The sequence below is a fragment of the Streptomyces sp. NPDC020681 genome (assembly GCF_044334895.1).
Taxonomy (GTDB): Bacteria; Actinomycetota; Actinomycetes; order Streptomycetales; family Streptomycetaceae; genus Streptomyces.
In genome coordinates, this window is the sequence record NZ_JBIRTX010000025.1 from 72,791 (window position 1) to 99,163 (window position 26,373).

Below are 26,373 nucleotides of genomic sequence, written 5' to 3' on the forward strand. Positions count from 1 at the left end.
GCCGCTGCCTCGGAGACGAGAAGGACCGATGACACAACGCGCTGCCGCCACCGCCGGGACCTCCGGCACCGCCGCACCGACCGCGCCCGGCCGCCGGATATCCGGCGCGGTCTGGGCCGCTCTCGCCATCGTGTACGTCGTCTGGGGCTCCACCTACCTCGGCATCCGCATCGTCGTCGAGACCATGCCGCCATTCCTCTCCGCCGGCGCCCGCTTCGTCGTCGCCGGCCTGATCCTCGCGGGCCTCGTCGCCTGGCGGCAGGGCCCCTCGGCACTCAAGGTCACCCGCGTCCAGCTCGCCTCGGCCGCCGTGGTCGGCCTGCTGCTCCTCCTCGGCGGCAACGGCCTGGTCGTACTCGCCGAGACCTCCGTGCCCTCCGGCCTCACCGCGCTCCTGATCGCCGTCGTGCCAGCCTGGGTCGTGGTCCTGCGCCGCGCCTTCGGCGAACGCCCCGGCCTCGGCGCGTATTCAGGCGTCCTGCTGGGCCTCGGCGGTCTCGCGGTGCTGACCCTGCCGGGCCTCAGCGGCGACGTACGCCTGTGGGGCGTCCTCACGGTGATCGTGGCGACGGTCATGTGGTCGGTGGGCTCGTTCTCGTCCTCGCGCATCCCGATGCCCGCGAATCCGTTCGCGGCCAGCGCGTACGAGATGGTCGCGGGCGGCATCGGCTGCGCGCTGGTGGGCTTCGGCCGCGGTGAGCAGTACGGCTTCGCACTCGACGAGGTCTCCGGCCGCTCCTGGGTGGCGCTGGCGTACCTCATCGTCTTCGGCTCACTGGTCGCGTTCACGGCGTACGCATGGCTGCTGCACTCCGCCCCGCTGTCGCTGGTCGCGACGTATGCGTACGTCAACCCGGTGGTGGCGGTCCTCCTCGGCGGGCTGATCCTGGGCGAAGAGCTGAGCTGGCCGATCGCGCTGGGCGGCGCGGTGGTGGTGGCGGGTGTGTTCCTGATCGTCTCCACGGAACGCCGCCGGTAGGGCGCCCGCCCCGACGTGGGAGGGGGACGCGCAGGGGTGGGGTCGGGACGTAAAGCGTGTTTTGTGGCGCTGAGGACCCCGCGCCTGGCGGACCGCCCGACACGCGCCGTAAAACATGCAGTCCCGACCCCACCCCGGAGCGGCCCCCGGACCCGCACCCGCGAACCTGCGGGCACGCACCCGCACCCCGCACGCCAAACCGGCAGACCACGGCACCCCACCACTCCACCCCGGACAAACGCCACAGCGCCCCTCCGCCCCTACCGTGGGGCAGACAACCCCCATCTACTCGGAAGGGCCGGGACATGACCTCCACCCACGCCTTCTGGCTCGCCGGCCGTCAGGCCACCGGCGAGGCCGCCTTCGACGTCACCTCCCCCTGGGACGGGCGTCTCGTCGGTCAGGTCTCCGTCCCGACCGAGGCTCAGGTCGAAGAGGCCGTCGCCGCCGCGTACGCGGTGCGCGACGAGTTCGCCGCCACTCCCGCCCACGTACGCGCCGCCGCGCTCGACCATGTGTCGAAGCGGCTCGTCGAGCGCACCGAGGAGATCGCCCGGCTGATCTCCGCCGAGAACGGCAAGCCCGTCAAGTGGGCCCGCGGCGAAGTCGGCCGTGCCGTCTCCGTCTTCCGGTTCGCCGCCGAGGAGGCCCGTCGTTTCAACGGCGGCGAGGCCCAGCGCCTCGACACCGACGCCGGCGGCCAGGGCCGTCTCGCGCTGACCCGCCGCTTCCCCAAGGGCGTCGTCCTCGGCATCGCGCCGTTCAACTTCCCGCTGAACCTGTGCGCCCACAAGATCGCTCCGGCCATCGCCGTCGGCACGCCGATCATCCTCAAGCCCGCCCCGGCGACCCCGCTCTCCGGCCTGATCATCGGCGAGCTGCTCGCCGAGACCGAGCTGCCCGCCGGTTCCTGGTCCGTGCTCCCGGTGCCGAACGACCAGATGCCGGCCCTCGTCCAGGACGAGCGCCTGCCGGTCATCTCCTTCACCGGCTCCGACAAGGTCGGCTACGCGATCATGGACTCGGTGCCCCGCAAGCACTGCACCCTGGAGCTCGGCGGCAACGGCGCGGCCGTGGTCCTCGGCGACTTCGGGTCCGAGCAGGACCTGGACTGGGCGGCGACCCGTATCGCCACCTTCTCCAACTACCAGGGCGGCCAGTCCTGCATCTCCGTGCAGCGCGTGATCGCGGACGCCACCGTGTACGACCGCCTGCTGCCGAAGATCGTCGCCGCAGTCGAGGCCCAGGTCACCGGCGACCCGTCCGACGACGCCACCGATGTCGGCCCGCTGGTCAGCGAGGACGCCGCCAAGCGCGTCGAGTCCTGGGTCGAGGAGGCCGTGCAGGCCGGTGCCAAGCTGCTGGCCGGCGGCAAGCGCGACGGTGCCTCCTACGCGCCGACGGTCCTCGCCGAGGTGCCCGCGGACACCACCATCGCCTGCGAGGAGGTCTTCGGACCGGTCCTCACGGTCACCCGGGTCGACGGCGAGGCCGAGGCCTTCGCCGCCGTCAACGACTCCAAGTACGGCCTGCAGGCAGGCGTGTTCACGCGCGACGTGCAGACCGCCTTCCGTGCCCACCGTGCCCTCGAGGTCGGCGGCGTGATCATCGGCGACGTGCCGTCCTACCGCGCGGACCAGATGCCGTACGGCGGTGCCAAGGCGTCCGGCGTCGGCCGCGAGGGCGTGGCCTTCGCGATGGCCGACTACACCTACGAGCGGGTGCTGGTCCTCACCGGACTCGCCCTGTAGCCGAGTCGCGCGTACGTCACGAACAACGGCCGGAGCCCACTGTGCGGGGGCTCCGGCCGTTGCCGTACCTCCACCGGCCTATCACCGGCGGCGTGTCTCCCATCCGGTACGGACACTGGTGGAGACGTCGGGAATCGGGTACTACGGACGAGTAGCACCGGTCGGTAGGACGATCCGCGCCCCGGCCGACGCCCCCGGAAACCCCGACTCGCGGCGAGGTGAGCCTCATGTCCGCACCACTTCAGAAGACCCAGATGCCGAAGGTCAGTGAGCGCGAAGCACGACAGGTCGCCGAGGCCGCGCGGGAACAGGACTGGCGAAAGCCGAGCTTCGCCAAGGAGCTGTTCCTGGGCCGCTTCCGGCTCGATCTGATCCACCCGCACCCCATGCCCGCAACCGAGGACGTCCGGCGCGGCGAGCAGTTCCTCGCCAAACTGCGCGACTTCTGTGAGACGAAGATCGACGGCGCGCTGATCGAGCGCGAGGCGCGGATCCCGGACGACGTGGTCAACGGGCTCAAGGAGCTCGGCGCGCTCGGCATGAAGATCGACACGAAGTACGGTGGGCTCGGCCTGACCCAGGTGTACTACAACAAGGCCCTGGCGCTGGTCGGTTCGGCCAGCCCGGCGATCGGCGCGCTGCTCTCCGCGCACCAGTCGATCGGCGTTCCGCAGCCGCTGAAGATCTTCGGCACGCAGGAGCAGAAGGACGCCTTCCTGCCGCGGCTGGCCAGCACCGACATCTCGGCCTTCCTGCTCACCGAGCCGGACGTCGGCTCCGACCCGGCGCGGCTGGCCACCACGGCCGTCCCGGACGGCGACTCGTACATCCTCGACGGCGTCAAGCTGTGGACCACGAACGGCGTCGTCGCCGATCTGCTGGTCGTGATGGGGCGGGTGCCCAAGTCCGAGGGTCACAAGGGCGGCATCACCGCCTTTGTCGTCGAGGCGGCGAGCGAGGGCATCACGGTCGAGAACCGCAACGCCTTCATGGGCCTGCGCGGCCTGGAGAACGGCGTCACCCGCTTCCACCAGGTCCGGGTCCCGGCGGGGAACCGCATCGGCCCGGAGGGCGCCGGCCTCAAGATCGCCCTCACCACCCTCAACACCGGCCGCCTCTCGCTGCCCGCGGTGTGCGTGGGCGCCGGAAAGTGGTGTCTGAAGATCGCCCGCGAGTGGTCGGCGGCGCGGGAGCAGTGGGGCAAGCCGGTCGCCAAGCACGAGGCCGTCGGCGCGAAGATCTCCTTCATCGCGGCCACGACCTTCGCGCTCGAAGCGGTGCTCGACCTCTCGTCGCAGATGGCGGACGAGGACCGCAACGACATCCGCATCGAGGCGGCGCTGGCGAAGCTGTTCGGCTCCGAGATGTCCTGGCTGATGGCCGACGAACTGGTCCAGATCCGCGGCGGCCGCGGCTTCGAGACCGCGGACTCGCTGGCGGCCCGCGGCGAACGGGCCGTACCGGCCGAGCAGATCCTGCGCGATCTGCGGATCAACCGCATCTTCGAGGGCTCGACCGAGATCATGCATCTGCTCATCGCCCGCGAGGCGGTCGACGCACACCTCAAGGTGGCGGGCGATCTGATCGACCCGGACAAGTCGCTCGGCGACAAGGCGAAGGCGGGCGCCTCGGCCACCGCGTTCTACGCACGCTGGCTGCCGAAGCTGGTCGCGGGACCGGGACAACTCCCGCGTACGTACAGCGAGTTCAATCCGGCGGGTCATCCGGACCTCGCCACTCATCTGCGCTATGTCGAACGCTCTTCCCGCAAGCTGGCCCGCTCCACCTTCTACGCCATGTCCCGCTGGCAGGGCCGGATGGAGACCAAGCAGGGCTTCCTCGGCCGCATCGTCGACATCGGGGCCGAACTCTTCGCCATGAGCGCGGCCTGCGTACGCGCCGAACTCCTGCGCACCACCGAGCCGCACGGCCGCGAGGCATACCAACTGGCGGACGCCTTCTGCCGGCAGTCCCGCATCCGGGTCGAAGAACTCTTCACCCGCCTGTGGTCCAACACCGACGACCTCGACCGCAAGGTCGTGGACGGCGTGCTGGCCGGCTCGTACACCTGGCTGGAGCAGGGCATCGTCGACCCCAGCGGCGAGGGCCCCTGGATCGCCGACGCCACCCCGGGCCCCAGCGAACGGGAGAACGTCCACCGCCCGATCCGCTGAACCGTCACGCGCCGAACAGGCACTCCGCCGCCGCAGGATCTCCCTGCGGCGGCGGATGCTTCGGGCCGCGCGCCCGTGCGTATGTCCCTGCACCGGGACGCACTGTCCGGTCGGACAGGACTTGCGGCCACAATGGGGTCATGAGCGACAGCCCATCCCCCCTCGCCGACCCGCACATCGCCTTCGACGCGACCGAAGGCCGCCGGGACATCGTCGTCCTCGGCTCCACCGGGTCCATCGGCACGCAGGCCATCGACCTCGTCCTGCGCAACCCCGACCGCTTCCGCGTGACCGCGCTCTCCGCCGCCGGCGGGCGGGTCGGGCTGCTGGCCGAGCAGGCGCGGCAGCTGCGGGTCGACACCGTGGCCGTGGCCCGCGAGGACGCCGTGCCCGCGCTTCGGGAGGCACTGGCCGCGCAGTACGGCACGGACCGGGTGCCCGAGATCGTCGCCGGACCCGACGCCGCCACCGAGCTCGCCGCATCCGCCTGCCACACGGTGCTCAACGGCATCACCGGCTCCATCGGCCTCGCCCCAACCCTCGCCGCCCTCGAAGCCGGCCGTACGCTCGCGCTCGCCAACAAGGAGTCACTCATCGTCGGCGGGCCGCTGGTCAAGGCGCTCGCCAAACCCGGGCAGATCATCCCGGTCGACTCCGAGCACGCCGCGCTCTTCCAGGCACTCGCGGCCGGCACCCGGGCCGATGTGCGAAAGCTCGTGGTCACCGCGTCCGGCGGCCCCTTCCGCGGCCGCAGTCGCGCCGAGCTCGCCGACGTCACCCGTGAGGACGCCCTCGCGCACCCCACCTGGGCCATGGGCCCGGTGATCACCATCAACAGCTCGACGCTGGTCAACAAGGGTCTTGAGGTCATCGAGGCGCATCTCCTCTACGACATCCCCTTCGACCGCATCGAGGTCGTCGTCCACCCGCAGTCGTACGTCCACTCCATGGTGGAGTTCACGGACGGCTCGACGATCGCCCAGGCCACCCCGCCCGACATGCGCGGCCCGATCGCCGTCGGCATCGGCTGGCCGGAGCGCGTGCCGGACGCAGCGCCCGCTTTCGACTGGTCGAAGGCGTCGACGTGGGAGTTCTTCCCGCTCGACACCGAGGCCTTCCCGTCGGTCGGACTCGCCCGGCACGTGGGGGAGCTGGGCGGTACCGCGCCCGCGGTGTTCAATGCCGCGAACGAGGAATGCGTTGACGCATTTCTCGGCGGGCGGCTGCCGTTCAACGGAATCATGGATACGGTCACCGAAGTCGTCGCCGAACACGGGACTCCCGCCGAGGGAACCCGGCTCACGGTGTCGGACGTCCTGGAAGCGGAGACCTGGGCCCGGGCAAGGGCCCGGGAACTGGCAGTGAAGGCAACAGCGGAGGCTCGCGCATGACGATTCTGTTGACGGTCCTCGGCATAGCGCTCTTCGCAGTGGGCCTGCTGTTCTCCATCGCCTGGCACGAACTGGGCCATCTCTCGACGGCCAAGCTCTTCGGCATCCGGGTGCCGCAGTACATGGTCGGCTTCGGCCCGACCCTCTTCTCCCGGCACAAGGGCGACACGGAGTACGGCATCAAGGCCATCCCGATGGGCGGCTACATCCGCATGATCGGGATGTTCCCGCCCGGCGAGGACGGCCGTCTTGAGGCGCGGTCCACCTCGCCCTGGCGCGGAATGATCGAGGACGCCCGCTCGGCCGCCTTCGAGGAGCTCAAGCCGGGCGACGAGAACCGTCTCTTCTACACGCGCAAGCCGTGGAAGCGCGTGATCGTGATGTTCGCCGGGCCGTTCATGAACCTGGTGCTCGCCGTGGCGATCTTCCTCGGCGTCGCCATGAGCTTCGGCTTCTCGACGCAGACGACCGAGGTCGCGGGCGTTCAGCAGTGCGTGATCAAGCAGAGCGAGAACCGCGACACCTGCGCCAAGGGCGACGAGGTCTCGCCCGCCAAGGCCGCCGGCCTGAAGGAGGGCGACAAGATCGTCGCCTTCAACGGGCAGCCGGTCGACGACTGGGCGACGCTCTCCAACCACATCCGCGAGACCATCGGACCCGCCACCATCACGGTCGAGCGCGACGGCGCGCAGCAGGTTCTGAACGCCACGCTCGAGAAGAATGAGGTGGCCAAGAAGGACTCGGACGGCGAAGTCGTGCCCGGCGAGTTCGTCGCGGCCGGCTATCTCGGCTTCGCCGCGAAGACCGAAATCGTGCCGCTCGGCTTCGCGGACTCCGTGGACCGCATGGGCGACATGATCGAGAACGGCGTCGAGTCGATCGTCGCCCTGCCGGCCAAGGTCCCGGACCTGTGGAACGCGGCGTTCAGCGACGGCGACCGCAAGGACGACTCCCCGGTCGGGGTCGTCGGCGCCGCCCGCATCAGCGGCGAGGTGATGAACCTCGACGCACCGGCACAGAACCTGATCGCGATGTTCATGATGCTGCTCGCCGGCTTCAACCTCTCGCTGTTCCTGTTCAACATGCTGCCGCTGCTGCCGCTGGACGGCGGTCATATCGCGGGCGCGCTGTGGGAGTCCGTGCGCCGAAATCTGGCCAGGCTCTTCCGGCGGCCCGACCCGGGCCCGTTCGATGTGGCAAAGCTGATGCCGGTCGCCTATGTGGTGGCGGGAATCTTCATCTGCTTCACGCTGCTGGTGCTCGTCGCCGACATCGTCAATCCGGTCAAGATCAGCTGAGTCGAACCGCTTCGTGGCGGCCGGACACCCTTTGTGTCCGGCCGCTGCCCTTTGGGTGGAGTTTCCCTCCGCGATGTGCTCCGCGGAACCTCGGTGCCGTAACCTCGATGGCTGGAGCCCGCCGATCTCGGGACCTTGATCCACACCTTGGGGTTGCACAGCAGATGACTGCAATTTCTCTCGGAATGCCCGCCGTTCCGACGAAGCTCGCCGACCGGCGGGTCAGCCGCCAGATCCAGGTCGGCACCGTGGCCGTCGGCGGTGACGCCCCCGTCTCGGTGCAGTCGATGACGACGACCAGGACCTCCGACATCGGCGCGACGCTGCAGCAGATCGCGGAACTGACCGCGTCGGGCTGCCAGATCGTACGAGTGGCGTGCCCCACCCAGGACGATGCGGACGCGCTGTCCACCATCGCGCGCAAGTCGCAGATCCCGGTGATCGCCGACATCCACTTCCAGCCGAAGTACGTCTTCGCGGCCATCGACGCCGGCTGCGCGGCGGTCCGGGTGAACCCCGGCAACATCAAGCAGTTCGACGACAAGGTCAAGGAGATCGCCCGCGCGGCGAAGGACTCCGGCACCCCGATCCGCATCGGCGTCAACGCGGGCTCGCTCGACGCGCGGCTGCTGAAGAAGTACGGCAAGGCGACCCCTGAGGCGCTCGTCGAGTCGGCCCTGTGGGAGGCGTCCCTCTTCGAGGAGCACGACTTCCGCGACATCAAGATCTCGGTCAAGCACAACGACCCGGTCGTGATGGTCAACGCCTACCGCCAGCTCGCCGCCCAGTGCGACTACCCGCTGCACCTCGGCGTCACCGAGGCCGGACCCGCCTTCCAGGGCACCATCAAGTCCGCCGTCGCCTTCGGCGCGCTGCTCGCCGAGGGCATCGGCGACACTATCCGCGTCTCGCTCTCCGCGCCGCCGGCCGAAGAGGTCAAGGTCGGCATGCAGATCCTGGAGTCTCTCAACCTCCGCCAGCGGCGCCTCGAGATCGTCTCCTGCCCCTCCTGCGGCCGCGCCCAGGTCGATGTGTACAAGCTCGCCGACGAGGTGACCGCGGGCCTGGAGGGCATGGAGGTCCCGTTGCGCGTTGCCGTCATGGGCTGCGTCGTCAACGGCCCCGGCGAGGCGCGCGAGGCCGACCTCGGCGTCGCCTCCGGCAATGGCAAGGGCCAGATCTTCGTCAAGGGCGAGGTCATCAAGACCGTTCCCGAGTCGAAGATCGTCGAGACGCTGATCGACGAGGCGATGAAGATCGCCGAGCAGATGGAGAAGGACGGCATCGCCTCCGGCGAGCCCCAGGTCTCGGTCAGCTGACACCGGCGCACCGGCCCCGCCGCACGCCCCCGGCGTGCAGCGGGGCTTTTCGCTGGGCTCGGCACCCTCGGGGGGTGCCAGGTACAGTGCCAGGACCAGCAGACCGTATGGTGAGGCCCCCTCGTGTTGACGCAGACCACCACCCGGGTCCTCGAACCCAGCGACCTCGGCGCAGCGCTCGCCGTCCTCGAGAGCGAGCCGGTGGCGAACGCTTTCGTCACGTCCCGCGTCCAGGTCGCGGGGCTCGACCCCTGGCGCCTCGGCGGCGAGATGTGGGGCTGGTACGCGGACGGGCGGCTGCGCTCACTGTGCTACTCCGGCGCGAACCTGGTGCCCATCTGCGCCACCCCCGAGGCCGTGCGCGCCTTCGCCGACCGTGCGCGCAGAGCCGGCCGCCGATGCTCCTCCATCGTCGGCCCGGCCGAGCAGACCGCTCAGCTGTGGCGGCTCCTCGAGCCGAGCTGGGGCCCGGCCAGAGACGTACGCGCCCAACAGCCGCTGATGGTGACCGAGCGTGCGCCCGAGAGCATCGAGCCCGATCCGTACGTCCGGCGCATCCGCAAGGACGAGGTGGACGTGATCATGCCGGCCTGTGTGGCGATGTTCACCGAGGAGGTCGGCATCTCGCCGATGGCGGGCGACGGCGGACTGCTCTACCAGGCGCGAGTGGCCGAACTCGTCGCCGCCGGGCGGGCGTTCGCGCGCATCGACGACGGCAAGGTCGTCTTCAAGGCCGAGATCGGCGCGGCCACCACCCAGGCCTGCCAGATCCAAGGCGTCTGGGTCGACCCGGAGTTCCGCGGCCGCGGACTGTCGGAAACCGGCATGGCGGCCGTTCTGCGGTACGCGCTCGCCGACGTCGCCCCGGTCGTCAGCCTGTACGTCAACGACTACAACACCGCTGCCCGGGCCTCGTACCGCCGAGTCGGCTTCCGCGAGGTCGGGTCTTTCATGAGCGTGCTGTTCTGACCTCGGGCGATGGCAAGTAGGGTTCGCGCATGGCAGCACTTTCCGGAGGCGCACCCCAGACGCCCGACATCGTGGTCTGGCCGCTCGATCTCGCCGGGCGGATCGACGAGGCGCTCGCGGTGCAGGCCCTCGCCTTCGGACTCAGCGAGGACGAGATCGAGGTCCGCCGCCATATCGTCTACCGGCATCTGCTCCAGCCCGGCGCGCGTGCGCTCGGCGCGCTGACGGAGACGGGACGCCTCGTCGGCTTTGTGTACGGGATGCCCAACGACCGCGGTCACTGGTGGTCCACCGTGGTCGAGCCCTATCTGCGCCGCAACGGCACCGACGGCTGGCTGGACGACTCCTTCGTCATCACCGAACTGCATGTCCACCCCGACTTCCAGGGCCGCGGCATCGGACGCTCGCTGATCACCGAGATCACCGACGAGGCCGAGCAGCCGCGCTCGATCCTGTCCGCGATCGACATCGAGAGCCCGGCCCGCGGCCTCTACCGCAAGCTCGGCTACCAGGACCTGGCCGGCCAGGTCCACTTCCCGAGCGCGCCGAGCCCGTACGCCGTGATGGGCGCTCCTTTGCCGCTCGCGCGGCCGTGAGCCGCGGCCCGCTGCCGCTGCTGCGCGAGAACTGATTTCCGCCCGTCCGGTCCGCCCGGATAACCTCCTGGCACATCACCGCATCTGTACGCAGGAGAATTCCCATGGCAGCCCAGGTCCAGCGCATGTCCCGATTGATGGTCAAGACACTGCGTGACGACCCGGCGGACGCGGAGACCCTCAACCACAAGCTGCTGGTCCGCGCCGGGTATGTGCGCCGGACCTCCGCCGGTATCTGGACCTGGCTGCCGCTCGGCAAGAAGGTCCTGGAGAACGTCTCGCGCGTCGTCCGCGAGGAGATGGACGCCATCGGCGCCCAGGAGGTGCTGCTCCCCGCGCTGCTGCCGAAGGAGCCGTACGAGGCGAGCGGCCGCTACGACGAGTACGGCGACCTGCTGTTCCGGCTGCGGGACCGCAAGGGCGCGGAGTATCTGCTCGGCCCGACGCACGAGGAGATCTTCACCCAGGTCGTCAAGGACCAGTGCTCGTCCTACAAGGACCTGCCGGTGATGCTCTACCAGATCCAGACGAAGTACCGGGACGAGGCCAGGCCCCGCGCGGGAGTGCTGCGCGGCCGTGAGTTCCAGATGAAGGACTCGTACTCCTTCGACACGACGGACGAGGGCCTCGCCGAGTCGTACGCGCTGCACCGCGCGGCGTACCAGAAGATCTTCCAGCGCCTGGGGCTCGACTTCCGCATCGTCTCCGCCGTCTCCGGCGCGATGGGCGGCTCCGCGTCCGAGGAGTTCCTGGCGCCCGCGCCGGCGGGCGAGGACACCTTTGTGGACTGTCCCGCGTGCGACTACGCCGCGAACACCGAGGCCGTGACGTTCAAGCTCGCGCCCGTCGCGGACGAGCACCCCGCGGTCGAGGAGCTCGACACCCCCGACACCCCGACGATCGAGTCGCTCGCGGAGCACCTGGGCGTACCTGCTTCGGCGACCCTCAAGAACCTGCTGGTGAAGGTCGACGGCGAGATCGTGGCCGTGGGCGTGCCCGGCGACCGCGAGGTGGACCTGGGCAAGCTGGGCGAGCACCTGGCCCCGGCGGTCGTCGACCTGGTCACCGCGGACGACTTCACCGGCCGTCCCGACCTGGTCCGCGGCTACGTCGGACCGCAGGGCCTGGACAAGGTCCGCTACATCGCCGACCCGCGGGTCGCGCCCGGCACGGCGTGGATCACCGGCGCGAACAAGGCCGACAAGCACGCGAAGAACGTGGTCGCCGGGCGGGACTTCGAGGTCGACGACTACCTCGACGTCGTGGTGGTCCAGGAGGGCGACCCCTGCCCGTCCTGCGGCACCGGGCTGAAGCTCGGCCGCGCGATCGAGATCGGCCACATCTTCCAGCTCGGCCGCAAGTACGCGGACACCTTCCAGCTGGACGTCCTGGGCCAGAACGGCAAGCCGGTCCGCGTCACGATGGGCTCGTACGGCATCGGCGTCTCGCGCGCGGTCGCCGCGCTGGCCGAGCAGACCGCCGACGAGCAGGGCCTGTGCTGGCCCAGCGAGATCGCTCCCGCCGACGTCCATGTCGTCGCCGCGGGCAAGGCGCTCCAGACGGAGCTGGCGGTCGACGTCGCGGACCAGCTCGCGGCAGCGGGTCTGCGGGTCCTGGTGGACGAGCGCGCGGGCGTCTCGCCGGGCGTGAAGTTCACGGACGCGGAGCTGATCGGCATCCCGAAGATCCTGGTCGCGGGCCGGCGCTCCGGCGAAGGCGTGGTCGAGCTGAAGGACCGCCGCACCGGTGAGCGCGAGGAGCTGACGGTGGCGGAGGCGGTCGCGCGCCTGCGGGCCTAGGGCCTTTCGTCTGGATCATGCCGGGCTCGCGTGCCCTGGCACCGCGCCTCGCCGCGTTGTCGTCGGTCGGCATGGCTCCGCCATGCCTCCCTCCTCCGCCTTGCGATCCACGGCACCAGACCCCGCTCACTGATCCGGCCTGATCCAGACGACAGGCCCTAGGTCGTGTCCTGGGACCCGGGGGCGCGCAGCCTCCGGGTCTACAGCCAGGCCGCGAACTCCAGCGCCGGCTCCGCCTCGCGCCCGCGGCCCGAGCGCAGCGCCCTCGTCGCCGACTCCACCGCCCGGAACAGCGTCCAGCCCCGCAGCCGGTCCGCGTCCACCTCCAGCGAGTCCGCGAGTCTGTTCACCCGGCGGCGGGCCGCCGACGCCCCCGACGCGCTGGCGATCAGGTCCTCGATCCGGTCGCGGACCAGCCGCGCCAGGTCGTAGGCGCGTTCGCCCACCAGGGGCTCCGGGCCGACCGCGAGCCACGGGGTGCGGTCGGCCGCGAGGACCTTGCCCTGGCGGAAGTTGCCGTGCAGCAGCAGGACTTCACCCGGTGCCGCGATCAGCTCCTCGCGCGCGGCGAGCGCCGCGGGGACCAGCGGGTCGGCGAACGACCGCATCGCGTCCGCCTGCCGCGCGGTCCGTTCCGCGACCGTCTCGAAGCCATGGTCCGCGGGCGGCTCGACCCACAGCCGGCGTACCGTACCGGCCGCCTCCAGCAGCGCCTTCGCCTCCGGCAGCGACCGCAGGGACACTTCGGGGTGCAGCCGCTCCAGCAGCAGCACGCCGTCCGTGGCCGTGAGGATCCGGACCGCGCCGAAGCCGTCCCAGTGCTCCAGCGCCGCACCTTCCAGCGCGGGCCCGGCGAACGGCGGGACCATTTTCAGTGCGGCGGGAGTGCCGTCCGGCAGGCGTACGAGGACGACCAGACTGCTCCGGCCGCCGGGGGCCATCACCCGCTCGACGTCCAGTCCGTGCCGGGAGACCGCCTCGTCGACCAGGGTCGGCAGCTTGCCGAGCCAGGCATCACTCTCGCCGAGCGCCCGCACCAGACGCTGGGGCGCTTCAAAACCCATGCGTGCGAAGTTCCCTTTCACTGCTGTGTGGCCCGCTCGGCGAGCCCAGGAAAGGCTACGCCGCTGCCGCGCCACCGCACGGCCCGTACCGCCGCCTCGCGCAGCGCACCCGCCGCATCCAGTCGCAGCGGTCCGACCGCCGCCCGTACGAGATCGGAGTAGACCCCGGCGACGCGGTCCTCCAGCACCGCGGCGAGGCGCACGGCGGCGGCGGCGTCCGGCACCTCGAACGGGAGCGCGTACGCGGCGGCCGCCGCGGCCGGCGTTCCGCCCAGGTCGCGAACGGTGCGCGACAGCGAGTCCCGCCGGGCGCGGTGGGCTCCGTAGGCGGCCATGACATCGGCCCGGCGGTCGTCGCCGATCCGGCCGCCGACGACCCCGTACCCGTACACCGCCGCGTGCTCCGCGGCGAGCGCGGCCTGCAACGCGCCCAGCGCGCTCATCGCGGGCCCTCCTTCGTCAGCAGATACGCGTGCGTCGCGCCGGCCGCCGCGAGCGAGGCCAGCAGCCTGGCGAGCTCCGGCTCGGCGTCCAGGAGTGCCGCGGCATGCGCGTCAGAGGTGCGGCGTTCGGCCGTGGCCAGCGCCTTGACGGCGGCTGCCGGTTCGGCGGGAACCGGCACCGGCGGGGCCGCCCGTGTCGTGCCGCCGAGCGCGGTGACATGCTCGGCGACCGAGGTCCGCAACGTGGTCAACTGCCCGGCCAGCGCCGGGTGTTGGGCGATCGTGGCGTCGTACTGGTCGCGCAGCGCACCGCTCGTGGCGGCGAGCCGCCGCCGCAGCGCCGCCTCGGCGCGCGCCGGGTCGGCCACGGAGCCCGGGGTACGGCGACGCCCGGGCTCCTCGTTCGAACAGCCCGTCAACGCCGCAGCCGCGACCGCACCCGTCACCAGGAGGGCGCGTCTGCGTGTCGTCCCCGTGCGCCCCACGCGTGTCTCCCTCGGCCTCTCGTGATCATCGCCGCAGGCGAGCGTACCTGTGGGTGCCGTGCAGGTGGACGGCAACACCCCCCGCGACCGGATACCCTTTGATCTGACACGCGACGATCCCACAACAGCACACGCGGCCGAGGAGTCACCCGGATGAGCACCACCCAGAGCGAGAGGCTGCGCGGGCTGCTGGAACCGCTCGTCAGCGCCGCGGACCTGGATCTGGAAGAGATCGAGGTGTCCCGCGCCGGACGGCGACGCATGCTGAGGATCATCGTGGACTCCGACGAAGGCGCAACTCTGGACGCCTGTGCCGAGTTGAGCCGCGCCATCTCCGAGAAGCTCGACGAGACCGATGCCATGGGCGAGGGCGAGTACGTACTCGAAGTGAGCTCGCCCGGCGCCGACCGCCCCCTGACGGAGCACCGCCACTACGTGCGTGCCGTCGGCCGGCTGGCCAAGCTGCAGCTGCACGAGGGTGAGGGCGAGGTCGTGGCCCGCATCCTGGCCGTCGACGACGAGGGACTCGACCTCGAGGTGCCGGGCGTGAAGGGGCGCAAGCCCACCGCCCGCCGTGTCACGTTCGACCAGATCGCCAAGGCGCGTGTGGAGATCGAGTTCAGCCGCAAGGACAAGAAGGAAGAGGAGGCGTAGCCGTGGACATCGACGTAAAGCTCCTGAAGGGCTTGGCACAAGAGAAGGAGATCCCCTTCGACCTGCTGGTCGAGGCGATCGAGTCGGCCCTCCTCATCGCGTACCACCGCACCGAGGGCAGCCGTCGGCACGCCCGCGTCGTGCTCAGCCGCGACACCGGCCATGTGACCGTGTGGGCGAAGGAGGACGCGGCCGATCTGGAGGAGGGCCAGGAGCCCAAGGAGTTCGACGACACCCCGTCGGACTTCGGCCGGATCGCCGCCACCACCGCACGCCAGGTCATCCAGCAGCGGCTGCGGGACGCCGAGAACGACGTCACCTTCGGCGAGTACGCCCGCCGTGAGGGCGATGTCGTCGCGGGCATGGTCCAGCAGGGCAAGGACCCCAAGAACGTCCTGGTCAGGCTGGACGACAAGCTCGAGGCGATCCTGCCGGTGCAGGAGCAGGTCCCCGGCGAGGAGTACACCCACGGCCTGCGGCTGCGTACGTACGTCGTCCGGGTGGCCAAGGGTGTCCGCGGCCCGTCCGTGACCCTCTCCCGCACCCACCCGAACCTGGTGAAGAAGCTCTTCGCGCTGGAGGTCCCGGAGATCGCGGACGGCAGCGTCGAGATCGCCGCCATCGCCCGCGAGGCCGGCCACCGCACCAAGATCGCCGTCCGGTCGACCCGCAGTGGCCTGAACGCGAAGGGCGCCTGCATCGGCCCGATGGGCGGCCGCGTGCGCAATGTCATGGCCGAGCTGCACGGCGAGAAGATCGACATCGTCGACTGGTCGGACGACCCGGCCGACATGGTCGCCAACGCCCTCTCGCCGGCCCGTGTCAGCAAGGTCGAGGTCGTCGATCTGGCCGCGCGTTCGGCGCGGGTGACGGTGCCGGACTACCAGCTGTCGCTGGCGATCGGCAAGGAGGGCCAGAACGCCCGTCTCGCCGCCCGTCTCACGGGCTGGCGCATCGACATCCGCCCGGACACCGAGCAGAGCCCGGAGCACGGCTCCGACCAGGACTGAGGAATGCGACCGGGCGGATCGCCGTTGCACTGACGGGGACCTCACCGAGATCAGGACAACGATCGTTCGATTTTTGCCCCAAAGGGGTGAGGTCGCTACGGGGAGGTAGACTTAAACGTGTCTGGCCGGACGCATGCCCGCGTATGCCCTGAGCGCACCTGCGTGGGGTGCCGGGAGCGAGCGGCCAAGACCGATCTGCTGCGCATCGTGGTGATCGAGGGCGCATGTGTCCCCGATGATCGCGGTACGCTGCCCGGCCGGGGTGCGTATGTACACCCCGCCTTGGTCTGTCTCGACCTGGCGGTACGACGCCGGGCGTTCCCCAGGGCCCTCAGGGCCGAGGGACCGCTCGACACGGCGGAAGTACGGCGGTATGTCGACCAGGCGGCGCAGGCAGCACCGTAAGACGTAAGAAGAAGTACGGCACGGAACCCCGTGCGGTCAGGTACCTCGCGAGTTGGAAGTAGGTCGAGATTGCGATGAGCACTCGATGAGTACGCGATGAGTACGCCCATGAAGTAGCGACGGTCCGGCGGTAACCCGGACCTAAAAGGAGCGAAGTGGCTAAGGTCCGGGTATACGAACTCGCCAAGGAGTTCGGCGTGGAGAGCAAGGTCGTCATGGCCAAGCTCCAAGAACTCGGTGAATTCGTCCGTTCGGCGTCTTCGACGATCGAAGCGCCGGTTGTACGCAAGTTGACTGACGCACTGCAGGGGCCCGGCGGCAACGCCGGCAAGTCCGCTGCCAAGCCTGGCGCGCCTCGCAAGGCCGCCCCCGTAAAGCCCGCAGCGCCGTCACCGGCTGCTGCGGCACGTCCCGCTGCCCCCAAGCCCGGCACTCCGGCCCCCAAGCCGGCCGTTGCCGAGGCCCCCGTGAGCAGCGCCCCCTCCAGCACTCCGGCGGCCTCCGGTCCGCGTCCGGGCCCCAAGCCCGCACCGGCCAAGCCCGCCCCGGCGGCTCCGGTCCCCGCGGCCGAGTTCTCCGCCCCGGCGCCGGCGCAGCCCGCCGCGCCGCAGGCCCCGCGTCCCGCGGGTGCCGCTCCCGGACCCCGCCCTGCCGGCGGCTCTGCCCGTCCGGCTCCGGCCGGCGGTCAGCGTGACGGCGGCCGTGGCGAGCGTCCTGCGCGTCCCGCTGCCGGTCAGGGCGGTCAGCGCCCCGGCGGCAGCCGTCCGGCCGGTCCCCGTCCGGGCAACAACCCCTTCACCTCCGGCGGCTCCACCGGAATGGCGCGCCCGCAGGCGCCCCGTCCCGGCGGCGCTCCCCGCCCCGGTGGCGGTCAGGACCGTCCGGGCGCCCCGCGTCCGCAGGGCGGTCCCGGTGGTGCTCCTCGTCCGCAGGGTCAGGGCGGCGCTCGTCCGTCCCCCGGCGGCATGCCTCGTCCGCAGGCGCCCCGCCCCGGCGGCGGCCCCGCGGGCAACCGTCCGAACCCGGGCATGATGCCGCAGCGTCCTGCTTCCGCTCCCCGTCCTGGTGGCGGTCCCGGCGGTGGCGGCGGTCGCGGTCCCGGCGGCGGTGGCGGCGGTCGTCCCGGCGGTGCCGGTGCCGGTCGTCCCGGCGGCGGTGGCGGCGGCGGCTTCGCCGGTCGTCCCGGCGGCGGTGGCGGCGGTGCAGGTCGTCCCGGTGGCGGCGGCGGTTTCGCCGGTCGTCCCGGTGGCGGTGGCCCCGGTGGCGGCGGTGGCTTCGGTGGCGGCGGTGGCCGTCCCGGCTTCGGCGGTCGTCCGGGTGGTCCCGGCGGCCGTGGTGGCACGCAGGGCGCCTTCGGCCGTCCCGGCGGCCCGGCCCGTCGTGGCCGTAAGTCGAAGCGGCAGAGGCGCCAGGAGTACGAGGCCATGCAGGCCCCGTCGGTCGGCGGTGTGATGCTGCCTCGCGGCAACGGCGAGACCGTTCGCCTGTCGCGCGGTGCCTCCCTCACCGACTTCGCGGAGAAGATCAACGCCAACCCGGCGTCGCTCGTCGCCGTGATGATGAACCTCGGCGAGATGGTCACGGCCACGCAGTCCGTGTCCGACGAGACGCTGCAGCTTCTCGCCGACGAGATGAACTACACCGTTCAGATCGTCAGCCCCGAGGAGGAGGACCGCGAGCTTCTCGAGTCCTTCGACATCGAGTTCGGCGAGGACGAGGGCGGCGAGGAAATGCTCGTCTCCCGTCCGCCGGTCGTGACCGTCATGGGTCACGTCGACCACGGTAAGACCCGACTGCTGGACGCCATCCGCAAGACGAACGTCGTTGCGGGCGAGGCCGGCGGCATTACGCAGCACATCGGTGCGTACCAGGTCGGCACCGAGGTCAACGGTGAAGACCGCAGGATCACCTTCATCGACACCCCGGGTCACGAGGCGTTCACCGCCATGCGTGCCCGTGGTGCCAAGTCCACCGACATCGCGATCCTCGTGGTGGCGGCGAACGACGGTGTGATGCCCCAGACGATCGAGGCGCTGAACCACGCCAAGGCGGCCGGTGTGCCGATCGTGGTCGCGGTCAACAAGATCGACGTCGAGGGCGCGGACCCGACCAAGGTGCGCGGTCAGCTGACCGAGTTCGGTCTGGTGGCCGAGGAGTACGGCGGCGACACCATGTTCGTCGACATCTCCGCCAAGCAGGGTCTGCACATCGACTCCCTGCTGGAGGCCGTGGTTCTGACCGCGGACGCCTCGCTCGACCTCCGGGCGAACGCCGAGATGGACGCGCAGGGTATTGCGATCGAGGCCCACCTCGACCGTGGCCGCGGTGCCGTCGCCACTGTGCTCGTCCAGCGCGGAACGCTCCGCGTCGGCGACACGATGGTCGCCGGTGACGCGTACGGCCGTGTCCGGGCGATGCTCGACGACAACGGCAACAACGTCGAGGAAGCGGGTCCGTCGACCCCCGTCCTGGTCCTGGGTCTCACCAACGTCCCGGGTGCCGGCGACAACTTCCTGGTTGTCGACGAGGACCGTACGGCCCGTCAGATCGCCGAGAAGCGGGCTGCGCGTGAGCGCAACGCCGCCTTCGCCAAGCGCACCCGCCGGGTGTCCCTCGAGGACCTCGACAAGGTGCTCAAGGCCGGTCTGGTTCAGGATCTCAACATCATCATCAAGGGCGACGCGTCCGGTTCGGTGGAGGCTCTCGAGTCCTCGCTGCTCCAGCTCGACGTCGGCGAAGAGGTCGAGATCCGGGTCCTGCACCGTGGTGTGGGTGCGGTCACCGAGTCGGACATCGACCTGGCGATGGGCTCCGACGCCATCGTCATCGGCTTCAACGTCCGTGCGGCCGGCCGTGCCGCGCAGATGGCGGAGCGCGAGGGCGTCGACGTCCGGTACTACTCGGTGATCTACCAGGCCATCGAGGAGATCGAGGCGGCCCTCAAGGGCATGCTCAAGCCGGAGTACGAAGAGGTCGAGCTCGGCACGGCGGAGATCCGCGAGGTCTTCCGCTCGTCCAAGCTGGGCAACATCGCGGGTGTTCTCATCCGCTCCGGCGAGGTCAAGCGCAACACCAAGGCGCGCCTCATCCGCGACGGCAAGGTCATCGCGGAGAGCCTCAACATCGAGGGTCTGCGCCGCTTCAAGGACGACGTCACCGAGATTCGCGAAGGCTTCGAGGGCGGTATCAACCTCGGAAACTTCAACGACATCAAGATCGACGACGTCATCGCGACGTACGAGATGCGCGAGAAGCCGCGCGGCTGACACACTCCCCCTGCCTTCGGCGGGGGGACCCCCAGAACCGGGGCCGGTCGGCGGAAGTTATTCCGTCGATCGGCCCCGGCCGCTGCGTGTACGGTTCTTGTGTCCCTGCCAAGCGCCGGCAGGGGACTGTTCACGCGAGGTGGATCCCAGCAAACCCGAACCGGCGGGACATCCGGATGCATCCATGTATGTGGGGACTCTGTCCTTCGATCTGCTTCTCGGCGACGTACGGTCGCTGAAGGAGAAGCGCTCTGTGATCCGCCCGATCGTCGCCGAACTCCAGCGGAAATTCGCGGTGAGCGCGGCGGAGACCGGGGACCAGAACCTCCATCGCAGGGCCGAGATAGGCCTCGCCATGGTCTCGGGTGACACGGGGCACCTCACAGACGTACTTGACCGGTGCGAGCGCATGGTCGCCGGCCGGCCGGAGGTGGAGCTGCTGTCCGTTCGACGCAGGCTCCACAGCGACGAAGACTGATAGCAAGGCAAAGAAGGAGAAGGACCAGTGGCCGACAACGCGCGGGCGAAGAAACTGGCGGACCTCATCAGGGAAGTGGTCGCCGAGAAGCTGCAGCGCGGCATCAAGGACCCGCGGCTCGGCACGCATGTGACCATCACGGACACCCGGGTCACCGGCGACCTGCGGGAGGCCACGGTCTTCTACACGGTCTACGGCGACGACGAGGACCGGGCGAGTGCGGCAGCCGGGCTGGAGAGCGCCAAGGGCATCCTGCGCTCGTCCGTCGGTGCCGCGGCGGGGACGAAGTTCACTCCGACCCTGACGTTCGTGGCGGACGCGCTCCCCGAGAACGCCAAGACGATCGAGGACCTGCTGGACAAGGCACGGGCCTCGGACGCGAAGGTGCGCGAGGCGTCCTCGGGCGCGGCGTACGCCGGTGAGGCGGACCCGTACCGCAAGCCCGAGGACGAGGACGAAGCCTCGGAATGACGCAGCACATCAACCGCGAGCGCCCGGAGACGAGCCGAGCGAACGCGACGCCGGACGGACTTGTCATCGTGGACAAGCCGTCCGGCTTCACTTCGCACGACGTCGTCGCGAAGATGCGCGGGATCGCGAAGACCCGCCGCGTCGGACACGCGGGGACGCTCGACCCCATGGCCACCGGCGTGCTGGTGCTGGGCGTCGAGAAGGCCACCAAGCTGCTCGGGCATCTCGCGCTGACGGAGAAGGAGTACCTCGGCACGATCCGGCTCGGGCAGACGACCGTCACGGACGACGCCGAAGGTGAGATCACCGCATCGGCCGACGCCTCCGGGGTCACCCGGGACGCCGTCGACGCGGGCGTGGCCGAGCTGACCGGCAACATCATGCAGGTGCCGTCCAAGGTCAGCGCCATCAAGATCGACGGCAAGCGGTCGTACGCACGGGTGCGCGGCGGCGAGGACTTCGAGATCCCGGCCCGCCCGGTGACCGTGTCCCAGTTCACCGTGTACGACATGCGGGAGGCCACCGCCGAGGACGGGACGCCGGTCGTGGACCTCGTCGTGGCGGTGGTCTGCTCGTCCGGTACGTACATCCGCGCTCTCGCCCGTGACCTAGGTGCCGGTCTCGGCGTCGGCGGGCATCTCACCGCGCTGCGGCGCACCCGCGTCGGGCCGTACAAGCTCGATGCGGCCAAGACGCTCGACGAGCTCCAGAAGGAGCTCACGGTGATGCCGATCGCGGACGCCGCGGACGCCGCGTTCCCGCGCTGGGACGTGGACGAGAAGCAGGCCAGACTGCTGACCAATGGCGTACGGCTGGACATGCCGGCCTTCGGCAGCGCGCCCGTCGCGGCCTTCGGTCCCGACGGCCGCTTTCTGGCACTGGTCGAGGAGCAGAAGGGCAAGGCCAAAAGCATCGCGGTCTTCGGCTGAGTCCTCGACCGGGTGCTCTGCCTGCCCTCGGCCGAGGCGGCTCCGGCCCATCGTGGAACGGGCAGGGCAGCTGCCCGTTCCACAATCCCCCTCGCAGGGGGTCTATCCACCCCACCCTCACAATTCACCCCATCGAGCAGGCGCTCGGAGTGAACCGTGGGTGCACTTGGGGGCGCGTTCGAAACGCCTCTTCTCCCGCTGATCATGCCGACCTAACGTCGAGAACATGGGACGCGGGGACCTGGCGACGCTGGTGAGGATCTGTGACCTGGCCGGGCGGCCGCGCGGAACCGGGTTCGTCGCGGACGACCTGGGCACGGTCGTCACCAGCCATGAGGCCGTCGACGGGCTGGTACGCGTGGTGCTGCACGCCGCCGGTGACCGTACCTGCCTCGCCGAGGCCGACGCCATCACCCCACTGCCGGAAGCCGGGCTCGCGCTGGTGCGCACCGAAGGGCTCGGTCTGCGGCCGCTGCCGATCAGCGCGCGCGAGCAGGTCGAGACGGGGTCGTACGTACATATCCCGGCGGATGGCTGGCGCGAGGCGCGCGTACTGGGCTCGGCGCAGGTGACGTACACCGCGACCGATCGCTTCCATCTCGTCGGCGAGGCTCTGGAGCTGGCGACCGGGGCGGAGGGCAGCGATGCGCTGCGGCTGGGCGGCGAAGCCGCCGGAGGGCCGGTGCTCGACCCGTCGACCGGCGCGGTGCTCGCCGTCCTCGGCACCGCGCTGCAGTCCGGACGCCGTGCCGCAGGATTCGCCCTGCCGCTGCGGGCCCAGGCCCCGGACTCGCCGCTCGCCGAACTGCTGCGCCGCAACGCGGCCACCGTCCCGGCGTACGGACACGACCTCAACCTCGCCGCCGTGCTGGAGCTCACGGCAACCTCCGTCGGCTCGGTCGGCGGGCCGAGCGCCTGGCCCGATCCCGTGGAACGACCGGACACCGTAAGGGAGTTCGGTGCCTTCACCGCGCTCGTGCTGGGCCTCGTCGGCGATCCGGGGACGGGCCGTACGACCGAACTCGCCGCCCTCGCCGCCAGGCGCGCCCGTGGCGCGGAACCCGCGCCGACCGTGTGGCTGCGCGGCGCCGACCTCCAGGCCGAGGACTCATCGGTCGCCGATGCCGTCGGCCGAGCGCTGCGGCAGGCCGGGCGCATCCTCGCCGCGTCGGGCGCACGCGGGGACATGGAACTCGTCACGCCGGAGCGGGTCGCCGCACTCGCGCGAGCGGCGGGCCGCCCGCTGCTGGTCCTGTTGGACGGGCCCGAGGAGATGCCGCCCGTACTGGCCCACCGGCTGCCGGACTGGACGGCGGGCACGGTGTCCTGGCTGAGCTCCTGCGGCGTACGGATGGCCGTCGGCTGCCGGCCCGAGCACTGGGAACAGGCCGGGGCGCTCTACCCGCCGGACGTACTGCACCGGCCCGCGAACCAAGCGCACCGGCTGCCGCCCGCGATGCACATCGCCGGGCTGTCCGAGAGCGAGGCGGAGCAGGCCGGGGAGCGGTACGGGCTGCCGGCCGACGCGATCGCCGCCGCGGACGCGCGGCATCCGCTGGCGCTGCGGCTGCTGGCCGAGGTCCGGGAGGCGCTGCCCGGCGATGTGGCCGGACGGCCCACCCGCGAGGAGATCTTCGCCGCCCACCTGGACCTGTTGTGCCTTCGGATCGCGGTACGCATCGCCGCGGCGTCCCGGCCGCAACTGCGCGGGACGGCCGTGCGCAGACTGGCCGCGAAGGTGTCGGGACAGGTCCACGAGGCCGCGCGGCGCTGTCTCGGCCCGGGACAGGGCGAGCTGGACCGCGAGTCGTTCGAGGAGATCTTCCCGTGGAAGGCGGGCTGGGCCTCCGCGGCGCTCACCGAGGGCCTGCTGGTCCCGGCGGGCGCGGGCTACCGCTTCGCCCACCAGGAACTGGCGGACTGGGTGCAGGGCGCGCATCTCGACCTCGACGCGGCGCTGCACTCACTCGTGCACCGCTGGCATGCGCAGGCGCCGGTGGGACTGCCGTCGCGGGCGGGCCAGAGCGGGCCGGTGGGCACCCGCGTTCCACCGCCGCCGGGCTCGTCCGGACCGGAGCGCAGCGCGCTCCCGGTCCCGCGCCACCGCATCGGCCCGGTGGTCCAGGCCCTGCTGCTTCTGGAGCGCGTACAGGGCCCGGCGGCGCTGGCCCGCAGGCTGGCGGAGCTCCTCGACGCGCTGGAACGGCTGGATACGGCGGACACCGCCGACATGGGGCAGCGGGTCGAGGACGCCCGATGGTGGGGTGCCCGGCTGCTTCGGGAAGCGCTGCTGCGGGTTCCCGATCCGGGGGCCCAGCTGCCCGTTCTGCGGATGCTCGCCGAGCGGATCTCCCGGCGGTCGGTGCGCGCGGGAGGGACCGAACACCTCGGCGGTCTGGGCGAGTTCGGGCCCTGGTTCTGGGAGCGGCTGAGGCTGAGCGAGACGCAGAGGTTCGATCTGCTGCGGCGGCTCGTCCCGGCCGACGGGACGCCCGGGACCCGGCAGCATGGTGCCCGGGCCCCGCGCTATCTGGACTCCGCCGCGGCGCGGCTGACCTCCGATCCCCGGGCCGTACAGCCGCTGCTGTGCCGGTGGTTCACCGACGGGACGCCTCTGCCCGCCGACCCCGGCTCCGGGATGCGGCCCACCGTCGCAGCCGCGGCCCAGGCGCTTCTCTACGCCCACCGTGACCTCGCCGTCGACGATCTCACCGAGGCCCTCGTCGCCACCGCGCATCCCCGCGCCGACGAACTGCTTGCCACGCTCGCCGAGGACGAGCCGTCCGCGCTCTGCCGGGCCGTGGACCGCTGGGCCCACGACGCGCGGCCGGAGCGGCGGGTCGCGGCCGCCGCGTACGGACTCGCCACCGCCGCCCGCGTGAGCACCGACGCCGACCGCGAACTGCTGCGGTACGCGGCCCTCGCGCTGCTCGCGCGCCCGGCCGACACCACGCTGCACGGTCCGGCGCTCGCCCTCCTCGTCCGAGATCCGGCCACCCGCTCGCGCTATCTCGGCCACGCCCTGGCGCGCTTCGGGTCCGGTGACCGGCGGCTGCCGGTGAGCGCGCTGGCCACAGCGCTCTGCACGCACCCGGAGCCGGTGCTCGCCGCCTTCCACGCGCGGCTGCATCAGCCGGGCGACGGCGCGGGTGAGGTGCTGAGCGTGCTCGCCGAGGTGGCCACGCCCGCGCTGGCCCGCCGCGCCGCCGCGCTCGTCGGCGAGTACGTCGACCGCAGGCCGGACGGCGCGGACCATGCCGCGGCCTTTGTCGACCGCCGCCTCGAACAGGGCCCGGCGGCCCGCGCCCTGCTGTTTCCACTGGTCACCGGCCTGCTGCGGGCTCGGCCCTGCCAGGTGCGCAGGGCGCTCGTTCCGGTGCTCGCCGCGCCGGGCACCGCAGCCTCTCGGCCGCTGCGGGACGAGCTTCTCGAGGTGCTGCTGGACCACGAGCAGTACGAGACCCGTGACCCGGTCGTCCTCGACGCGCTTCTGCGGGCCGCCGCGCTCGGCTCCGGCACCCGGACCGAGGCCCGCACCCGCGAGCTGGTCCACCGCACGGGTCTCCTCCTCGGCCGTACGCCGGAAGGCGCGACGCGCTTCGACCGGCATCTCGTCCGGCTGGCCCGTGAGGTTCCCGGCTTCGCCGCGCTCGTCGCCGGGTGGCTGGCCACGGCCCCGCAGGAGTGGGCGGCGGTCGTCGGCCCGAGCGCCCGCAGGACAGTGGAGGCCCTGGGCAGCCCGGTGCCGATGCGAAGCGGCAGCCGCGGGCATGGCAGTCTTAGACCTGCGTAATCGGCAATCGAGTACACAGGTTCGGGCGAGGAGCGGTCACAGTGCAGCGCTGGCGTGGCTTGGAGGACATCCCCCAGGACTGGGGACGCAGCGTCGTCACCATTGGCTCCTACGACGGCGTGCACCGTGGGCACCAGCTGATCATCGGCCGGGCGGTGGCCCGCGCCCGCGAGCTCGGCGTCCCCTCCGTCGTCGTGACCTTCGACCCGCACCCGAGCGAGGTCGTACGGCCGGGCAGTCACCCGCCGCTGCTGGCGCCGCACCACCGGCGCGCCGAGCTGATGGCGGAGCTGGGCGTCGACGCGGTGCTCATCCTTCCCTTCACGACCGAGTTCTCGAAGCTGTCGCCGGCGGACTTCATCGTGAAGGTGCTGGTGGACAAGTTGCACGCGCGCGCCGTGATCGAGGGCCCGAACTTCCGCTTCGGCCACAAGGCCGCCGGCAATGTCGACTTCCTCGCCGAACTGGGTGCGACGTACGACTACGAGGTCGAGGTCAACGACCTGTACGTGACCGGCGAGGCGGGCGGCGGCGAGCCCTTCTCCTCGACTCTGACCCGCCGCCTGATCGCGGAGGGCGACATCGAGGGCGCGAACGAGATCCTGGGCCGCCCGCACCGCGTCGAGGGCGTGGTGGTCCGCGGCGCGCAGCGCGGCCGCGAGCTGGGCTACCCGACGGCGAACGTGGAGACCCTGCCACACACCGCGATCCCGGCGGACGGCGTGTACGCGGGCTGGCTGACGGCGGACGGCGAGCGGATGCCGGCGGCGATCTCGGTGGGCACGAACCCGCAGTTCGACGGCACGGAACGAACGGTCGAGGCGTACGCGATCGACCGGGTGGGCCTGGATCTGTACGGGCTGCATGTGGCGGTGGACTTCCTGGCCTATGTGCGCGGCCAGGAGAAGTTCGAGTCGATCGAGGCGCTGCTCGACGCGATCGCGGCGGACGTGAAGCGCTGCCGCGAACTGACGGCCGGCCTCTAGGGCCTGATCCAGACGACGGGCCCTAGGTGTATTGCCCTGGAGCGTTGTTCACGCGGGTGATGGGTGGTTTGCCTTCGAGTGCGGTGTGGCTGCGGTGGTGGTTGTAGGTGTGG

At 71.2% G+C, this 26,373-nt stretch carries 21 protein-coding genes; 18 read left to right on the forward strand and 3 right to left on the reverse strand.

Features of this window, described 5'->3' with window-relative positions:
* Positions 1-28: 28 nt before the first annotated feature.
* The 9 genes from ACH4YL_RS35990 to ACH4YL_RS36030 all read left to right on the forward strand — a co-directional run bounded on the left by ACH4YL_RS35990 (position 29) and on the right by ACH4YL_RS36030 (position 12,276).
* Positions 29-979: an EamA family transporter gene (locus ACH4YL_RS35990; protein WP_398511734.1), complete on the forward strand. Its 951-nt coding sequence runs from the start codon at positions 29-31 to the stop codon at positions 977-979.
* Between the two features lie 305 nt (positions 980-1,284).
* On the forward strand, positions 1,285-2,730 hold the full coding sequence (locus ACH4YL_RS35995) for an aldehyde dehydrogenase family protein (protein WP_398511735.1): 1,446 nt from the start codon (positions 1,285-1,287) through the stop codon (positions 2,728-2,730).
* Positions 2,731-2,957: 227 nt separating this feature from the next.
* Complete coding sequence (locus ACH4YL_RS36000; RefSeq protein ID WP_398511736.1) at positions 2,958-4,904, forward strand: acyl-CoA dehydrogenase family protein; 1,947 nt, start codon at positions 2,958-2,960, stop codon at positions 4,902-4,904.
* A 140-nt stretch (positions 4,905-5,044) separates the two neighbouring features.
* Positions 5,045-6,295, forward strand: a complete 1,251-nt coding sequence (gene dxr / locus ACH4YL_RS36005) for a 1-deoxy-D-xylulose-5-phosphate reductoisomerase (RefSeq protein WP_398511737.1) — start codon at positions 5,045-5,047, stop codon at positions 6,293-6,295.
* Positions 6,292-7,593 (forward strand): M50 family metallopeptidase, encoded by a 1,302-nt coding sequence (locus tag ACH4YL_RS36010; protein WP_398511738.1) that lies wholly within the window; start codon positions 6,292-6,294, stop codon positions 7,591-7,593. The genes dxr and ACH4YL_RS36010 overlap by 4 nt, the downstream gene beginning before the upstream one ends.
* 164 nt (positions 7,594-7,757) lie before the next feature.
* Positions 7,758-8,912: a flavodoxin-dependent (E)-4-hydroxy-3-methylbut-2-enyl-diphosphate synthase gene (ispG, locus tag ACH4YL_RS36015; RefSeq protein ID WP_398511739.1), complete on the forward strand. Its 1,155-nt coding sequence runs from the start codon at positions 7,758-7,760 to the stop codon at positions 8,910-8,912.
* A 123-nt stretch (positions 8,913-9,035) separates the two neighbouring features.
* Entirely contained in the window at positions 9,036-9,881 is an 846-nt protein-coding gene (locus tag ACH4YL_RS36020) for a GNAT family N-acetyltransferase (RefSeq protein WP_398511740.1), read from the forward strand.
* A 29-nt stretch (positions 9,882-9,910) separates the two neighbouring features.
* Complete coding sequence (locus ACH4YL_RS36025) at positions 9,911-10,477, forward strand: GNAT family N-acetyltransferase (RefSeq protein WP_398511741.1); 567 nt, start codon at positions 9,911-9,913, stop codon at positions 10,475-10,477.
* A gap of 104 nt (positions 10,478-10,581) precedes the next feature.
* The gene (locus ACH4YL_RS36030; protein WP_398511742.1) at positions 10,582-12,276 is read left to right on the forward strand and encodes a proline--tRNA ligase; all 1,695 of its coding nucleotides are present in this window, start codon (positions 10,582-10,584) and stop codon (positions 12,274-12,276) included.
* Between the two features lie 200 nt (positions 12,277-12,476).
* Here the strand turns inward: ACH4YL_RS36030 and ACH4YL_RS36035 are convergent, their stop codons facing one another.
* The 3 genes from ACH4YL_RS36035 to ACH4YL_RS36045 are packed head-to-tail and all read right to left on the reverse strand — an operon-like array spanning position 12,477 to position 14,268.
* On the reverse strand, positions 12,477-13,340 hold the full coding sequence (locus ACH4YL_RS36035) for an aminoglycoside phosphotransferase family protein (protein WP_398511743.1): 864 nt from the start codon (positions 13,338-13,340) through the stop codon (positions 12,477-12,479).
* A gap of 17 nt (positions 13,341-13,357) precedes the next feature.
* Positions 13,358-13,783 carry a ferritin-like domain-containing protein gene (locus ACH4YL_RS36040; protein ID WP_398511744.1) on the reverse strand — a complete coding sequence of 142 codons (426 nt, stop codon included), beginning with the start codon at positions 13,781-13,783 and terminating at the stop codon, positions 13,358-13,360.
* Entirely contained in the window at positions 13,780-14,268 is a 489-nt protein-coding gene (locus tag ACH4YL_RS36045) for a hypothetical protein (RefSeq protein WP_398511745.1), read from the reverse strand. Before ACH4YL_RS36045 ends, ACH4YL_RS36040 begins: the two co-directional genes overlap by 4 nt.
* A gap of 153 nt (positions 14,269-14,421) precedes the next feature.
* Between ACH4YL_RS36045 and rimP the strand changes: the two genes are divergently transcribed.
* The 9 genes from rimP to ACH4YL_RS36090 all read left to right on the forward strand — a co-directional run bounded on the left by rimP (position 14,422) and on the right by ACH4YL_RS36090 (position 26,260).
* Entirely contained in the window at positions 14,422-14,922 is a 501-nt protein-coding gene (gene rimP, locus ACH4YL_RS36050) for a ribosome maturation factor RimP (RefSeq protein WP_398511746.1), read from the forward strand.
* 2 nt (positions 14,923-14,924) lie between these two features.
* A complete protein-coding gene (gene nusA / locus ACH4YL_RS36055; RefSeq protein WP_398511747.1) occupies positions 14,925-15,932 on the forward strand; it encodes a transcription termination factor NusA in 1,008 nt (335 codons plus the stop codon).
* 117 nt (positions 15,933-16,049) lie between these two features.
* Positions 16,050-16,337: a YlxR family protein gene (locus tag ACH4YL_RS36060; protein WP_398511748.1), complete on the forward strand. Its 288-nt coding sequence runs from the start codon at positions 16,050-16,052 to the stop codon at positions 16,335-16,337.
* Positions 16,338-16,492: 155 nt separating this feature from the next.
* Positions 16,493-19,603 carry a translation initiation factor IF-2 gene (gene infB / locus ACH4YL_RS36065; protein WP_398511749.1) on the forward strand — a complete coding sequence of 1,037 codons (3,111 nt, stop codon included), beginning with the start codon at positions 16,493-16,495 and terminating at the stop codon, positions 19,601-19,603.
* Positions 19,604-19,787: 184 nt separating this feature from the next.
* Complete coding sequence (locus tag ACH4YL_RS36070) at positions 19,788-20,081, forward strand: DUF503 domain-containing protein (protein WP_398511750.1); 294 nt, start codon at positions 19,788-19,790, stop codon at positions 20,079-20,081.
* Positions 20,082-20,108: 27 nt separating this feature from the next.
* Positions 20,109-20,552, forward strand: a complete 444-nt coding sequence (gene rbfA / locus ACH4YL_RS36075; RefSeq protein WP_398511751.1) for a 30S ribosome-binding factor RbfA — start codon at positions 20,109-20,111, stop codon at positions 20,550-20,552.
* The gene (gene truB, locus ACH4YL_RS36080) at positions 20,549-21,481 is read left to right on the forward strand and encodes a tRNA pseudouridine(55) synthase TruB (RefSeq protein WP_398511752.1); all 933 of its coding nucleotides are present in this window, start codon (positions 20,549-20,551) and stop codon (positions 21,479-21,481) included. The genes rbfA and truB overlap by 4 nt, the downstream gene beginning before the upstream one ends.
* Before the next feature lie 226 nt (positions 21,482-21,707).
* Entirely contained in the window at positions 21,708-25,274 is a 3,567-nt protein-coding gene (locus ACH4YL_RS36085; RefSeq protein ID WP_398511753.1) for a trypsin-like peptidase domain-containing protein, read from the forward strand.
* Between the two features lie 41 nt (positions 25,275-25,315).
* Entirely contained in the window at positions 25,316-26,260 is a 945-nt protein-coding gene (locus ACH4YL_RS36090; protein ID WP_398511754.1) for a bifunctional riboflavin kinase/FAD synthetase, read from the forward strand.
* Positions 26,261-26,373: the final 113 nt, after the last annotated feature.

What these genes read in the sequence shown, in the direction of transcription:
- ACH4YL_RS36030 (WP_398511742.1), top strand. Translation starts at nt 10,582, where the DNA reads ATGGCAGCCCAGGTCCAGCGCATGTCCCGATTGATGGTCAAGACACTG.
- ACH4YL_RS36000 (WP_398511736.1), top strand. Translation starts at nt 2,958, where the DNA reads ATGTCCGCACCACTTCAGAAGACCCAGATGCCGAAGGTCAGTGAGCGC.
- dxr (WP_398511737.1), top strand. Translation starts at nt 5,045, where the DNA reads ATGAGCGACAGCCCATCCCCCCTCGCCGACCCGCACATCGCCTTCGAC.
- ACH4YL_RS36040 (WP_398511744.1), bottom strand. Translation starts at nt 13,783, where the DNA reads ATGAGCGCGCTGGGCGCGTTGCAGGCCGCGCTCGCCGCGGAGCACGCG.
- ispG (WP_398511739.1), top strand. Translation starts at nt 7,758, where the DNA reads ATGACTGCAATTTCTCTCGGAATGCCCGCCGTTCCGACGAAGCTCGCC.
- truB (WP_398511752.1), top strand. Translation starts at nt 20,549, where the DNA reads ATGACGCAGCACATCAACCGCGAGCGCCCGGAGACGAGCCGAGCGAAC.
- ACH4YL_RS36010 (WP_398511738.1), top strand. Translation starts at nt 6,292, where the DNA reads ATGACGATTCTGTTGACGGTCCTCGGCATAGCGCTCTTCGCAGTGGGC.
- rimP (WP_398511746.1), top strand. Translation starts at nt 14,422, where the DNA reads ATGAGCACCACCCAGAGCGAGAGGCTGCGCGGGCTGCTGGAACCGCTC.
- ACH4YL_RS36085 (WP_398511753.1), top strand. Translation starts at nt 21,708, where the DNA reads ATGGGACGCGGGGACCTGGCGACGCTGGTGAGGATCTGTGACCTGGCC.
- ACH4YL_RS35990 (WP_398511734.1), top strand. Translation starts at nt 29, where the DNA reads ATGACACAACGCGCTGCCGCCACCGCCGGGACCTCCGGCACCGCCGCA.
- ACH4YL_RS36035 (WP_398511743.1), bottom strand. Translation starts at nt 13,340, where the DNA reads ATGGGTTTTGAAGCGCCCCAGCGTCTGGTGCGGGCGCTCGGCGAGAGT.
- ACH4YL_RS36025 (WP_398511741.1), top strand. Translation starts at nt 9,911, where the DNA reads ATGGCAGCACTTTCCGGAGGCGCACCCCAGACGCCCGACATCGTGGTC.
- ACH4YL_RS36070 (WP_398511750.1), top strand. Translation starts at nt 19,788, where the DNA reads ATGTATGTGGGGACTCTGTCCTTCGATCTGCTTCTCGGCGACGTACGG.
- ACH4YL_RS35995 (WP_398511735.1), top strand. Translation starts at nt 1,285, where the DNA reads ATGACCTCCACCCACGCCTTCTGGCTCGCCGGCCGTCAGGCCACCGGC.